At 32.2% G+C, this 14,050-nt stretch carries 13 protein-coding genes and 1 tRNA gene; 8 read left to right on the top strand and 6 right to left on the bottom strand.

The window, feature by feature from the left end; translation table 11 throughout:
* Positions 1 to 83 precede the first annotated feature (83 nt).
* Positions 84 to 515, bottom strand: a complete 432-nt coding sequence (locus ACQ5J2_RS03630) for an RpiB/LacA/LacB family sugar-phosphate isomerase (RefSeq protein WP_432672373.1) — start codon at positions 513 to 515, stop codon at positions 84 to 86.
* 624 nt (positions 516 to 1,139) lie between these two features.
* Entirely contained in the window at positions 1,140 to 1,379 is a 240-nt protein-coding gene (locus ACQ5J2_RS03625) for a DUF2007 domain-containing protein (protein ID WP_432672372.1), read from the bottom strand.
* A 105-nt stretch (positions 1,380 to 1,484) separates the two neighbouring features.
* On the opposite strand from ACQ5J2_RS03625, the gene rnr reads away from it, so the two are divergent.
* From rnr to ACQ5J2_RS03600, 5 genes are all read left to right on the top strand, one after another.
* Positions 1,485 to 3,668, top strand: a complete 2,184-nt coding sequence (gene rnr, locus ACQ5J2_RS03620; RefSeq protein WP_432672371.1) for a ribonuclease R — start codon at positions 1,485 to 1,487, stop codon at positions 3,666 to 3,668.
* A 4-nt stretch (positions 3,669 to 3,672) separates the two neighbouring features.
* Positions 3,673 to 4,344, top strand: a complete 672-nt coding sequence (locus ACQ5J2_RS03615; protein ID WP_432672370.1) for a head GIN domain-containing protein — start codon at positions 3,673 to 3,675, stop codon at positions 4,342 to 4,344.
* A gap of 69 nt (positions 4,345 to 4,413) precedes the next feature.
* On the top strand, positions 4,414 to 5,097 hold the full coding sequence (locus tag ACQ5J2_RS03610; RefSeq protein WP_432672369.1) for a LysE family translocator: 684 nt from the start codon (positions 4,414 to 4,416) through the stop codon (positions 5,095 to 5,097).
* A 146-nt stretch (positions 5,098 to 5,243) separates the two neighbouring features.
* Positions 5,244 to 5,936, top strand: coding sequence for a GldM family protein (locus ACQ5J2_RS03605; RefSeq protein ID WP_432673250.1), 693 nt, complete (start codon positions 5,244 to 5,246; stop codon positions 5,934 to 5,936).
* On the top strand, positions 5,933 to 6,586 hold the full coding sequence (locus ACQ5J2_RS03600) for a hypothetical protein (protein WP_432672368.1): 654 nt from the start codon (positions 5,933 to 5,935) through the stop codon (positions 6,584 to 6,586). Before ACQ5J2_RS03605 ends, ACQ5J2_RS03600 begins: the two co-directional genes overlap by 4 nt.
* A gap of 403 nt (positions 6,587 to 6,989) precedes the next feature.
* Here ACQ5J2_RS03600 and ACQ5J2_RS03595 read toward each other — a convergent pair.
* Positions 6,990 to 7,060 (bottom strand) — tRNA-Cys (locus ACQ5J2_RS03595).
* A gap of 115 nt (positions 7,061 to 7,175) precedes the next feature.
* The gene (folB, locus tag ACQ5J2_RS03590; protein ID WP_432672367.1) at positions 7,176 to 7,535 is read right to left on the bottom strand and encodes a dihydroneopterin aldolase; all 360 of its coding nucleotides are present in this window, start codon (positions 7,533 to 7,535) and stop codon (positions 7,176 to 7,178) included.
* Positions 7,536 to 7,644: 109 nt separating this feature from the next.
* On the opposite strand from folB, the gene ACQ5J2_RS03585 reads away from it, so the two are divergent.
* Both ACQ5J2_RS03585 and ACQ5J2_RS03580 read left to right on the top strand, forming a co-directional pair.
* The gene (locus ACQ5J2_RS03585) at positions 7,645 to 9,741 is read left to right on the top strand and encodes a glutamine--tRNA ligase/YqeY domain fusion protein (protein WP_432672366.1); all 2,097 of its coding nucleotides are present in this window, start codon (positions 7,645 to 7,647) and stop codon (positions 9,739 to 9,741) included.
* Between the two features lie 293 nt (positions 9,742 to 10,034).
* Complete coding sequence (locus ACQ5J2_RS03580; protein ID WP_432672365.1) at positions 10,035 to 10,373, top strand: YtxH domain-containing protein; 339 nt, start codon at positions 10,035 to 10,037, stop codon at positions 10,371 to 10,373.
* Positions 10,374 to 10,437: 64 nt separating this feature from the next.
* On the opposite strand, the gene ACQ5J2_RS03575 is transcribed toward ACQ5J2_RS03580, so the two are convergent.
* Complete coding sequence (locus ACQ5J2_RS03575; protein WP_432672364.1) at positions 10,438 to 11,469, bottom strand: SPFH domain-containing protein; 1,032 nt, start codon at positions 11,467 to 11,469, stop codon at positions 10,438 to 10,440.
* 348 nt (positions 11,470 to 11,817) lie between these two features.
* Here ACQ5J2_RS03575 and ACQ5J2_RS03570 point away from each other — a divergent pair, with 348 nt between their 5' ends.
* Complete coding sequence (locus ACQ5J2_RS03570; RefSeq protein WP_432672363.1) at positions 11,818 to 12,390, top strand: hypothetical protein; 573 nt, start codon at positions 11,818 to 11,820, stop codon at positions 12,388 to 12,390.
* Positions 12,391 to 12,440: 50 nt separating this feature from the next.
* Here ACQ5J2_RS03570 and gltX read toward each other — a convergent pair whose 3' ends face one another.
* Positions 12,441 to 13,946, bottom strand: coding sequence for a glutamate--tRNA ligase (gene gltX / locus ACQ5J2_RS03565; RefSeq protein ID WP_432673249.1), 1,506 nt, complete (start codon positions 13,944 to 13,946; stop codon positions 12,441 to 12,443).
* Positions 13,947 to 14,050: the final 104 nt, after the last annotated feature.

The following is a 14,050-nucleotide window of genomic DNA, read 5'->3' as shown; positions in this document are numbered from 1 at the left end:
ATTTTCTAATCGATTAAAATAGTTTTTATTATTTGAATATGAAAATCAAACAACCGAGATAAAAACTATTCAATTTAAAAAAATTATTTACAGGCAATCTTATCCACTCTTGTAGCATGTCTTCCTCCTTCAAATTCAGTACTTAAAAAAGCTTCAACCATTTCTACTGCTTGATTTATTGAAGTATATCTTGCAGGAATACTAATAATGTTTGCATCATTATGTTGACGTGCTAAAACTGCAATTTCCTTAATCCAACACAAAGCACCACGTACTTTCGCATGTTTATTAACCGACATATTGATACCATTTCCGCTTCCGCAAATTACAATTCCGAAATCAACAGCTCCTGAAGCCACATCATTTGCAACTAAATGTCCGAAATCCGGATAATCAACACTATCAAAAGTATCAGTTCCGTAGTTCTTGACTTGAATTCCTTTTGCTTCAAGCATTGTTACAATTGCATTTTTATATTCTGGACCTGCATGGTCATTTCCGATAGCTATTTTCATCTGTATCTAAGGTTAAGTTGTGTCTTGCAAATTTACTTTATTGTAATAGTACAAACCTAAATTCTAGGTTGAAAATTTATGAATGATATTTAGTGATTTAAGTTATTAACAATTTATAATATACTCACAATCAGCCTGTATTTGTAAATAAAATATTAATAAATTGTAATGTTAATAACGTTTTTTAATCTATTGTAAATCAGTTAACCTTAAATTAACAACTTTTGTTGATAAGTTGAGATAGAATTTTAGAACTAATATTTGTTTCTATCATTAAAAATCTTAATCCAAAATTGGAAATTATAAACCTACGAAAGTTTGCGCTTTTTTTAGAAAACTTATCAGCATAGTTCACTACTTTATTAACACAAATTAACATACAAACTTATCTACAATTTTATATAATTTAAGTTTATTAACCATTGTTAATAACGATTGAAATACAATTGAAATACAATTGTTTATAATAAATTACCTTGTTAGTAAGTCAGTATAAATAACTATAACTTGATTTTCTACACGATTCTCAGAAAGTTATAGTAGCTATTAACACGCTATAATAACCATTAAAAAATTAATTTAAATTTCCTTTTCTTTTTTATTATTTAAATAAGTGTTGACAACTTAAACAATTTTTAAATCGTTGTTGTCTTCTAATTCCTTCAAAATAGATTGGACAACTTCAAAATCGTTGGGATGAATTTTAAGTTTAATGCCACCCAAAGCGTTTCCGTAAAAAGGAACAATGTTCATCATTGTTTCGTTTTCAAAATAATATTGTATTTCTTCCTGTTCCAAAATATGTTTTAATACTACAATTTCATGTGGATAATTAAAAATGGCAATGGTTTTAAATTTTTCCATGGTTGTTGAACTAAGCCTTTAAACGTTATTTTTTCAATAAATCTGGCTTTGGTGTTAGAAAGTTAAGTATCTTCTTTGTAATTTTCAACATTATATAAAAAGATTATGAGTAAGACACCTAAAAAATTAGGAAATAAAGAGAAGGATTTCTCTGGTAAAATAGTAAAAATACTAGCACAAAACGCAAATAAAGCATTTAATTACAAACAGATAGCTACATTATTAGATGTGGACGATACCAAAAGTAGAAATGAAATTATTAAAGATTTAAAGATTTTGGCTTCCAAAAAAGAAATTGTGGAAACAGAACCAGGCCGATACTTGGTAAAAGCAATCAGCCAGGATTACTACGAAGGGAAAATAGACATGACCGGACGGAAAACAGCTTATTTTGTTTGTCCCGAATTGGAAGAAGATGTATTTATCCCGACCAATAATTTGAATCGAGCACTCGATAAAGATATTGTCAAAGTCTACGTTTATAATCGTAGAAAAGGAAAACGTCCTGAAGGTGAAGTAATTGAGGTTGTTGAAAGAAATAAAACAGAATTTGTAGGAGTTATTGATATTCAAAAGAATTTTGCATTTGTTTCGACCGCAAATCCAAAAATGTACACGGATATTTTTATTCCAAAAGATAAATTAGGCGAAGCCGAACAAGGCGATGTGGTTTTAGTTCACATTGAAGATTGGCCAAAGAAAGCCGACAGTCCGTTTGGTTCTGTTTTGAAAGTACTTGGAAAACCAGGAGAACACAATACGGAGATTCATGCCATTTTAGCTGAATATGGTTTGCCAGCTGAATTTCCAATTGAAGTGGAAGTTTTTGCACAGAAAATAGATACTTCTATTTCTGAAGAAGAAATTGCAAAACGCCGTGACATGAGAGAAACGTTGACTTTTACGATTGACCCAAAAGATGCAAAAGATTTTGATGATGCACTTTCGTTCAAAAAACTAGAGAACGGAAATTACGAAATCGGAATTCATATTGCCGATGTTTCGCATTATTTGCAAGAAGGAACTATCTTGGATGATGAAGCGTACCAAAGAGCTACTTCGGTTTATTTAGTCGATAGAGTAGTTCCAATGCTGCCAGAAGTTCTTTCTAATTTTGCTTGTTCTTTACGACCAAACGAAGAAAAATATACGTTTTCTGCGGTTTTTGAAATTAATGAAAAAGCACAAGTGGTTAACGAATGGTTTGGTAGAACGGTAACGTATTCGGACCAAAGATTTGCATATGAAGAAGCTCAAGAAATGATTGAAACCAAAGGAAATAAAATTCCTGCTGAAATTTCAATCACGGGTGAAGAATATATTGTGGGTCCAGAAATTGTCAATGCAACGTTGAAATTGGATGAACTTGCAAAAATTCTGCGAAGAAAAAGAATGGCTGATGGAGCAATTTCTTTTGACAAAGTGGAAGTAAAATTCAACTTAGATGAAAACGGAGAACCGGAGGGCGTTTATTTCAAAGTGTCAAAAGATGCGAATCATTTGATTGAAGAATTCATGCTTTTGGCCAACCGAAAAGTGGCAGAATTCATTGGAAAACAGAAGAAAACGTTTATTTATAGAATTCACGACGAACCAAATGAAGATAAATTATTTGCAATGCAAACCTTGATTGCAAAATTTGGTTACAAAATTGACTTACGAGAAAAGGGAAATATTTCGCAGTCGCTGAATCAATTGATGGCAGATGTGAATGGTAAAAAAGAGCAAAATTTAATTGATACTTTAGCGATTAGAACCATGTCCAAAGCCAAATATTCGACAGATAATATCGGTCATTACGGTTTGGCTTTTGATTATTATTCGCATTTTACATCACCAATTAGAAGATATCCTGATGTGATGGTGCATCGGTTATTACAATTTTATTTAGACGGCGGAAAATCAGTAAGTGAAGAAGTTTACGAAACTAAATGTCAACATTGTTCTACGATGGAAGGTTTAGCCACAAGTGCAGAACGCGACAGTATCAAGTACATGCAAGTGAAATACATGCAAGACCACAAAGACGAAGAGTTCTTAGGTGTTATTTCTGGCGTTACTGAATGGGGAATTTTTGTTGAAATTATTGCCAATAAATGCGAAGGAATGTGTAGAATCCGTGAAATAAAAGATGACTATTACACGTTTGATGAAAAGCAATATGCTTTGGTTGGCCAAATGTCAAAACAATTATTGCAACTTGGAGACGAAGTGATTGTGAAAGTAAAAAATGCAGATTTAGTTAAAAAACAGCTAGATTTTACATTGATTAGAAAAAATGAAAAATAGATTTATGAAGAAGATTTCAATTATTATAATATTGCTAATAAGTAGTTTAGGTTTTTCGCAAGTAACAAAAAGCTTAGGGGAATTTGATAAATTAGAGGTTTTTGATAGAATTTCAGTTCAAATAATTCCATCTGATGAAAATAGAATTGAAATCAATGGAAATAGGGCAGGAGAAGTTGAATTGATTAACAAAAATGGAGCCTTAAAAGTTAGAATGGAGTTTGGAAAACTATTAGACGGCGACGATATTTCGGCTAAATTATATTTCAAACAAATTAACGAAATTGACGCCAGTGAAGGTTCATACATTATTTGTGATGCTCCAATGAAACAAACGGCTCTTTCTGTAAATACGAAAGAAGGTGCTGTAGTTCGATTGGAATTGGATGTAAAAAAAGTCAGTTTAAGAGCGGTTACAGGCGGAATTTTAAAAATTAAAGGTAAGGCTTCCAGTAGTGATGTTTCTATTGGAACAGGAGGCGTTTTGCAAGCGATGGATTTAGAAACAATTCAAACGACCATCAAAATTACTACGGGTGGCGAAGCGGATATTCGAGCAAGTGAATTGGTAGATGCAAAAGTTAGAGCAGGAGGGAATATCATGATTTTTGGAAGTCCACAGCAAATCAATAAAAAGATTTCTTTTGGAGGTTCAATTGACGAAAGTAAGCGTTAACTTGCATTAAAGCCTGCTGTTTTGCAAAATTCAATTATATTTGTGTTACTACAACAATAAATTCACTCGATGATTGAAGATATTTTATTAGGAATTCCACTTGGTATTTTACTCTGCTTTATGATTGGTCCAGTATTTTTTGTATTACTGGAAACCGCTGCAATTAAAGGTTTTAGAGCTGCTTTAGTATTTGACGCTGGAGTTGTCACTGCCGATTTGGTTTTCATCGCTATTGCTTATTTCAGCAGTTACCGACTCATTAATAACATCAAAGACGAACCTGCCTTATTTATTTTTGGAGGATTAATCATGGTCACTTACGGCGTTATATCCTTCCTTAAACAGAAAAAAGCCATCAAAAAACTTGATTTTAAAGACCAAATTGAATTGATAAAGAAAAATTATGCGGAACTTTTTGCTAAAGGATTTCTTCTTAACTTTATTAATGTTGGTGTTCTAGGTTTTTGGTTGTTAATCTTTATCACTTTCGGGCCACAATTGGAACTAGATAGCGCCAGATTAAGCGTATTTTTTGCGTCTGTTATTGGTACTTACTTAGTGGTAGATATAATAAAAATTCTTGTTGCCAAACGTTTAAAAAACAAGATGACACCAGCTAATATTCTTAAAATTAAGCAAGTAACAAGTATTCTACTTATCATTTTCGGAATAACTATTATGCTGCAAGGATGGTTTCCAAGCGACCAAAAATTAGTAAAGCAAGCATTGGAGCAAATGGAACCTAATCACTAATATATTCGATATTAATAACAAGTTTGTCATCCTAAATCTATTTTAGAATCACCACTTCAGGCATTTTTTAATCCATATTCCCGCCTTCCTCCCACATCTCGCTTGAAAAAAGCGAGGATGTTCCGTCCAGTCGGGGATAAAATGAAATCTTTTGGCTTTTTAAATCTTTTGGCTTTTTAAAAATTACGTTATATGAGAAATTTTCCTTTTTATTCTTATTTCTTTTTAGCATTTATACTAATGCTCAATCAGATACTGTAGTTGCGAAAAAAAGTGTTATTTCTTTAGATAAAGTAAAAACAGTTTATAGAGGAATTCTAAATCCAATTTCAATTGCGGTTTCCGATTGTAAATCATTTACTGTTGAAGGAATTGGTTTAAGGGAAGAATCAAAAGGAAAATATGTGTTATATCCTGGAGCTGGGACTGAATCGAAGATTGTTGTTACAATTACAAATTTTGATGATAGTATTTTAGTTGAAGAACATAATTTCACTATTAGAAATTTTACTAATGCAACTACTATTATTAATGGAAGTTACTGTCGTAGCTGTACTTTATTATTTAAAAAAGAAGATTTAAAAGACGCTCATATTGGCGTTAATTTTCAAGATTTAAATATTGATTACAATTCTGAAGTAGTGGAATTTACAATCAAAATACCTAATAAGCAAAGTATCGTAATTAAAGGAAATAGGATTACCGATGAAGTTTACAAGCTATTTAAAATTAATCAATTAATTGTAATTTCAGAGATTAAAACAAAGTTTGAAGGTTTAGGAAATATAATGATTTGTCGAATTCCTCCAATATTGTTGAAAGTAAATTCATTAAGATGAAAAACATATTTATATTTATTTTTTTGTTCTCAACTTTATTTGTTAATGCTCAATCAGATACATTAGTTGCTATAAAAAGAAGCGTTATTTCTTTAGATAAAGTTAAGACAGTTTACAGAGGAATTGCTAATCCAATTTCAGTTGCGGTTTCCGATTGTAAATCGTTTACTGTTGAAGGAATTGGTTTAAGGGAAGAATCAAAAGGAAAATATGTGTTATATCCTGGACAAGGAAATGAGACAACGGTTGTCGTTAAAATCACCAATTCAGATGATTCTATTTTGGTTGAAGAACATACATTTACTATAGCCAATATTCCAAAATTATTAGCGAAAATAAATAATCAAAATTGTTATAATTGCATCGTAGAATTTTCAAAAGAAGAACTTAAAAATGCAGTTATTAGTATTGGTTGGAATGATGTAAAAATTGACTTAAATAGTAAATACTATGAAATTAATGAATTTACAATTTCAATATCAGGTACTGAAAGAATTAAAGTTTTAGGAAATAAATTTTCAGAAGAGGCAGTTGAAGCAATCAGTAAACTTAAAACAGGATCTATATTCTATATTTTACATGTACGTTATCCGAATCCTCATAATGCTTTTAGAATGGACCCTAATGCTATTAAAATAATGATTAAATAGTAATTTAACTTATAGTTCCTCAAAGGTTCAAATTCCAATTTTGTCATTCTGAATTTATTTCAGAATCTTACAACCATAAAAAGGATGCTCAATTGATTCAGCATGACAAATAAACCTTAATTTCCTTTAAATTTTCAGTATTATCTTCCAGATTTGAACTGTACATTAAATACTTTTTCTTAAAATAAACCATAAAAATCCTCCTAGTCTACTTAAACATTTTAGAGGCACCGTCCGTATTCGAACAATATCTTTATCTAATTTTTTTTTAAAAATTTAAACAGAAAAAAGAGTCACATTTATGTATCTCTTTTGAGGCATCGTCCGGATTCGAATTCATCTTAATTAATTTTTCCTAAAAATTAAACATAAAAAAACCTCCAAGTTTCCTTGAAGGTTTTAGAGGCATCGTCCGGATTCGAACCGGAGTAGGAGCTTTTGCAGAGCCCAGCCTAGCCGCTCGGCCACGACGCCATTGTTTAAACGGATTGCAAATGTAACAAAAAAGTTTAAAAGTTTAAAGTTTAAGTTTAAAAAATTTATTAAAATTGAACCCTTTTATCTTTCATTCTTTTAGTCCTTCCATTTTCTAAGTGCGGTATTCCTCCATTTCAATCGTAACTCGTTCTACGTCACCACCAATAGGAGGATTTATTTTGGAAACCGCTAATAAAATTCTGGAAACTGATGGAATTTCATCAAAAATTCTTTTGATAATTCTGTGTGCTACGTGTTCTAAAAGTTTAGAACGTACTGCCATTTCTTCCACTACGATGCGATTTAAATGCACGTAATCTACTGTATCATTCAAATCATCCGTTTCAGCTGACCTTCTTAAATCGGTTTTTATTTCCAAATCAACTATATAGTCCGAGCCAATTTTTCCTTCTTCAATCAAGCAACCGTGGTTGGAATATACGCGGATATTCTGCAATTTTATCGTTCCCATTTCATTCTATTTTTATTCAACTTCAAAGTTAAGTCGTTTTAAATGATTTTTAAAAAACTTTAAACTTTAAACTTTAAACATTTTCTATCTTTGTCAAAATTACAAAATAATGTCAACAGAAGAGAAATCATTGAATTTCATTGAACAAATTATTGAGGAAGATTTAAAAAACGGTTTATCTAAAGATAAATTACGCTTTCGATTTCCGCCCGAACCTAATGGTTATTTGCATTTGGGACACGCGAGTGCTATTGCACTAAATTTTGGTTTAGGAATTGATTATCAAGCTCCTGTAAACCTTCGTTTTGACGATACCAATCCTGCAAAAGAGGAACAAGAATACGTTGACGCCATAAAACGCGACGTAGAATGGTTGGGTTATCAATGGACCGAAGAACGTTATGCTTCTGATTATTTTCAGGAATTGTACGATTGGGCCGTGATGTTGATAAAGTCGGATAAAGCCTATGTTGACAGTCAATCTTCTGAAGAAATGGCGGCTCAAAAAGGAACGCCAACAACTCCAGGAATAGACGGACCTTTCAGAAATCGTTCTGTTGAAGAGAATCTTGATTTATTCGAAAGAATGAAAAACGGTGAATTCGAAGAAGGCGTTCATATTTTAAGAGCAAAAATCGACATGAAATCAACCAATATGTTGATGCGTGACCCGATTATTTATAGAGTTATCAACAAATCACACCATAGAACAGGTGACAAATGGTGCGTTTATCCAATGTACGATTGGGCTCATGGTGAAAGTGATTATTTAGAACAAGTTTCCCACTCATTTTGTACGCTTGAATTTTTGCCACACCGTGAATTATACGATTGGTTTTTAGACCAAGTGCGAGATGAAAATAAAGTACGTCCAAAACAAAGGGAATTTGCTCGTAGAAACCTTTCTCACACCATTGTTAGTAAGCGAAAATTACTACAATTGGTGAATGAAAATCACGTAAAAGGCTGGGACGACCCAAGAATGCCTACAATTTCAGGTTTGAGAAGACGTGGTTACACTCCAATTTCACTTCGGAACTTTACCAAAACCATTGGTATTGCCAAAAGAGAAAACCTAATTAGTGTTTCTGTTTTAGAATTCTGCATTCGTGAAGATTTGAATAAAATAGCACCACGAGTTATGGCCGTTTTAGACCCAATTAAAGTGGTTATTTCTAATTATCCAGAAGATAAAGTTGAATGGTTAGAAGCTGAAAATAACCAGGAAGATGAAGCTGCAGGTTTCAGAAAAGTGCCTTTTTCACGAGAAATTTACATCGAAAGAGAAGATTTTATGGAAGAAGCACCTAATAAATTCTTCCGTTTGTCTTTAGGCAAAGAAGTTCGCTTGAAAAATGCGTACATCATCAAAGGAGAAAGTGTCACTAAAGACGCAGATGGAAACATTACAGAAATTCAAGTTTCTTATGATGTTGATTCTTTAAGCGGAAGTGGGACAGAAGCCAGTCAAAGAAAAGTAGCCGGAACTTTACATTGGGTAGACATTAAGCATGCGATTCCAGCTGAAATTAGGCTTTATGACCGGTTATTTACTGATGAAACACCTGATGGACACAAAGAGAAAGATTTCCTTGAATTTGTCAATCCTGACTCGTTAAAAGTGATTACGGGATTTGTAGAACCAAGTTTGTTAACCGCTCAAGCCGAAGATAAATTTCAGTTTCAGCGTTTGGGTTATTTCACTGTTGATAAAGATACAACAGCTGAAAATCTAATTTTCAACAAAACAGTTGGATTAAAAGATGCTTGGGAAGAGAAAGGTAAAAAAGAAGAAAATGCCATCAATAATTCTTTGAAAGACATTAATAAATATTTTAAAGTGGATGCTGAAAATCAGAAAGTAATTGAACAAGCGATTGCTCAAAATATCGAAAGTATTTCTGATTTTAGTTTGTTGCAAAATGCAATTCGTAAAAATACCAACAACAATAAAAGTTCGCTTTTGTTTGCCAATTGGTTATTGAAATATTCAAAAGCCATCAAAATTTCAGATGTTGAAAAAGAAGCGTTGCAAAAATTATATGGAATGTCCTTGAAAAGCGAATCTCCTTTTGTGAGATTGGAAACGATTGAACTTTTAAAACAAGATGCTGAACACTTAACTTTTTTTAAAAATCAATTGCAAGAAATGATTGAAAAAGAAAAAAGTGAAGAAGTAAAAATTGCGATTTCAACTTTATTCTAAATTACAAACTTTACCAATCAAAAGCCTGCATTTAGCAGGCTTTTTTTATGATTATTATTTTCTATTGCAATATAAATAGCATCAGGTTTTTCTATTGAAATTGACTTAATTTAAAGCGTTTTAAGATGAAATGATTAATTTTTATAGTTGAATATTCTTTTACTTTAAATTTATACAAGAAACAGCTTGTATTCAAGTTTAGGAGTTTTCTAAGATTACTTTAACGGCTTATTAACAAGACGAAAGTAAATTGTTTGTAACTTTATTAAAAATTAATTAAACACACAAAAACTATGTCAAATAAAGATAACGGAGTTACGGTATTAGCACTTTTAGCAGGTGCTGCAATTGGAGCTGGATTAGGAATTTTATTCGCTCCAGAAAAGGGAGAAAAAACAAGAGGAAAAATCAAAAATACGTATGATAGTCAAAAAAATGACTTGATGGATAAATTTGGTGAATTATCAGAAACAGTGAAAACTAAATTTAATAAAACCAAAGTTGACTTAGAAAAAGGTTTTGATGAATTGGTGCATAATGCTGATGATAAATCGGAAGAAGTTATTGCTAAATTAGAAAGAAAATTACAAGAGCTGAAAAAAGCGGCTCATAATGCAAGTCCTAAAATGTAATATTTTGAGGGATTATTAATTCATTAAAAAAGAGGCTGTAAAGCCTCTTTTTTTGTATCTATAATTAAATTCTAGAATCGTAATTGTCGCCATCATCGGGAATTTCCGTGTCTTTTAAATTTTGATAATCATCTGATGGTTTAAAATCATCTGCTTTTTTATCTTTCTTTTTATTGGCAATACGGTTTTTGTTTCCTTCTTTCATTGCTTCGCCAATTTGGTTTGAAGCAGTAAATGAAGCAACCATATTATTCAACATGTCACTTCCGGCTTGTGGCGAATTTGGTAGTAAAATTAGATTCGAATTCGTATCAGCACCAATTGCTTGCAAAGTATCATAATGTTGCGTTACTACAATCAATGCAGAAGCTTCCTGCGAGTTAATTCCTACTTTATTCAATACATCTACACTTTCAACCAATCCACGAGCAATTTCACGACGTTGGTCGGCAATACCTTGACCTTGTAAACGCTTGCTTTCTGCTTCTGCTTTTGCTTTCGCCACAATTCTAATTCTTGAACTTTCAGCTTCAAATTCTGCAGCCGTTTTTTCTCGGTCCGCTGCATTGATACGGTTCATCGCATTTTTCACTTGAATATCCGGGTCAATATCTGTTACCAATGTATTAATAATATCGTAACCATAAGTAGTCATCGCTTCATTCAACTCCCGTTTTACCGCAATTGCAATATCATCTTTTCTTTCGAAAACATCATCTAATTTCAATTTTGGAACTTCAGCACGAACAACGTCAAAAACATAAGCGGTAATTTGGTCGTGTGGATATTCTAATTTGTAAAATGCATCATACACTTTGTCTTGAATTACTTTAAACTGAACTGAAACTTTCATTTTTACAAAAACGTTGTCCTTGGTTTTCGTTTCAATAATAACATCTAATTGTTGAATTTTCAAATTTACGCGACCAGCAATTCTGTCTACAATAGGAATTTTAAGTTGTAAACCGGAACTTCTAACACTTGTAAATTTTCCAAAACGTTCGATGATAACTGCCGTTTGTTGCTTAACGGTAAAAAAGGAAGAGAGAAATAGGAAAAATCCTATTACGAGAATGACATAAAAAAATACATCCATTGCTTTTGGGTTTTAATTGTTTAATAAATAAGTCGCTTATAAGAAGGGAAAGTTACAACTTATTTTCAACAAAAAATCCTTTTAAAATTTGACTCGTAACCGCATTCTTTTGAATTCGTTTTATCGTTTCTTTTTTTCCGATATTTTCTATTGTAACTTGTCGCATAATGGTGATAAATTCAATGGAAAAATTGGAACCATTAATAGTTAGATGTTATTAAAAAAAAAGGAATAAAAAAAACCAAAAAGTTAAAATCTTTTATATTTTAGCTTTTTTAATTACGAGACTTACTTATTATCAAAACAAATACAATTTAAATATTTATATCAAACCTTAAAACCCTAACAATGAAAAAACTAATTTTTACTTTTATTCTAGCAGCAAGTATTTTATCATGTAGTAGTGATGATAGCGGTAGTTCTACCAACGGCAATCAAATTAATGTTAACGGCTCAAATTATAGTATCACAGATGCTAAGGCTGTTGATAATTTTAATTTTTATAGCGAAACTCATTCTGAATTCAATTTCGTTTTAGCGAGTGCACCAATTGATGTTACAGCAACTCCAGGGTCAGTATATGGATTTACAACTGATAATGCTAAGTTTGCATTAAATTTAAGCATAGCTGCTTTAGGAACAACTTTTCAAAACGGTGTTTATCAATATGATGAAAATTTTGGTTTTGAAGAGCCAAATTTTAACTTCTTTGATGGATTAACTATTTACATTGATGGAAATCAAGATGGACTATATAACAATCCACAACAAGATAATGTATTAGTTGCAACAGGTGGAACCGTTACAGTTTCAGGAACAGCACCAAACTACGTTTTAGCATTTGACGTAGAAATGAGTAACGGTCAGAACCTTACTTTCACCTACAATCAAGGATTTGATTATATAGATAACAGAAATTAAGTAAAATAGAGTAATAAAAAAATCCCTGAATTTCAGGGATTTTTTTGTTTTTATAAAGTTGCGATCGCTTTTTCAATCCGTTTTATTGTTTCTTCTTTGCCGATAATTTCGATAATATCAAAGAGGTGAGGACCTTTTAAAGCACCAACAACGCTCAAACGTAAAGGTTGCATTACTTTTCCCATACCAATTTCAAACTCTGTCATCCAGACTTTCAAAGTAGTTTCTATCGCTAATGAATTAAAATCTTCTATTTCGTTGATTAAATTAGCTACATTTTGCATTAATATTGACGTTTCTTCTTTCCAGTTTTTACGGGCTTTTTCGTCGTAAGTAGTTGGTGTTTCAAAGAAAAAATCTCCAAGCTCCCAGAATTCTTCTACAAAATTGGCTCGTTCCTTTATAGAGCTTACAATTTTTACTAAAGTCGTATAATCTACATCAATTCCTTTTTCATATAAAAATGGTGCAAACGCTTTCGCTAAATCGTCATCAGTTTGCAAAGCCAAATATTGGTGATTGAACCATTTGTTTTTTTCTGGGTCAAATTTGGCTCCAGCCTTATGAACTCTATTCAAATCAAATGCTTCGACTAACTCTTGAAGTGAATATATTTCTTTATCTGTTCCATCGTTCCAGCCTAGTAAAGCCAAGAAGTTAACAACAGCTTCGGGAAAAAATCCTTTTTCTCTGTAACCAGACGAAACTCCATCAGCCGTTTTCCATTCTAATGGAAATACTGGAAACCCTAGTTTATCGCCATCGCGTTTTGATAATTTCCCATTTCCAATAGGTTTTAAAATCAAAGGTAAATGTGCAAATTCTGGAGCTTCCCAACCAAATGCTTTGTAAAGCAAAAAGTGGAGTGGAAGGGAAGGCAACCATTCTTCTCCACGAATTACGTGGGTCGTTTCCATCAAATGGTCGTCCACAATATTCGCCAAATGATACGTTGGCATTCCGTCACTTTTGAACAAAACTTTATCGTCAAGTAAATTCGAATCAAATTTAATATCTCCGCGAATGATGTCTTTTAATTCTAAAATTTCATTCACAGGCGTTTTAAAACGAATCACATAATCTTCTCCGGTTGTAATTCGTTCCGCCACTTTATCTGCCTCAACCGTTAATGAATTATCTAAATGTTCACGAATCGTATGGTTGTAAATGAAGGTATTTCCTTGTTCTTCTGTGTTTTTACGCAATTGGTCTAAATCTTCTGTAGAGTCAAAGGCATAATATGCCCAGCCGTTTGAAATTAATTGTTCTGCATAACTTTGGTACAAATGCTTGCGTTCGCTTTGACGATAAGGACCAAACTTTTCGTTTTTACCTATAGTTTCGTCAGGGGAAATTCCCAACCATTCCAAAGCTTCCAAAATGTATTCTTCGGCTCCCGAAACAAATCGATTTTGGTCGGTATCTTCAATTCTCAGATAGAAAGTTCCTCCGTGTTTTTTTGCAAAAAGATAATTAAATAATGCGGTTCTCACGCCGCCAATATGTAAAGGTCCCGTTGGACTAGGTGCAAAACGCACGCGAACTTGCTTTGACATTTTAGGTATATTTTTTTGCAAAGATACATTTTCAATTAGAAAGTTGCCTGATATAATACTTTTCATGCAAGGTCTTTTTTCAATCTGGTAGGTATCAATTCAAT

The sequence above is a fragment of the Flavobacterium sp. SM2513 genome, from assembly GCF_050908145.1.
Lineage (GTDB): Bacteria > Bacteroidota > Bacteroidia > Flavobacteriales > Flavobacteriaceae > Flavobacterium.
This window is presented reverse-complemented; position numbering and strand designations above follow the sequence as displayed.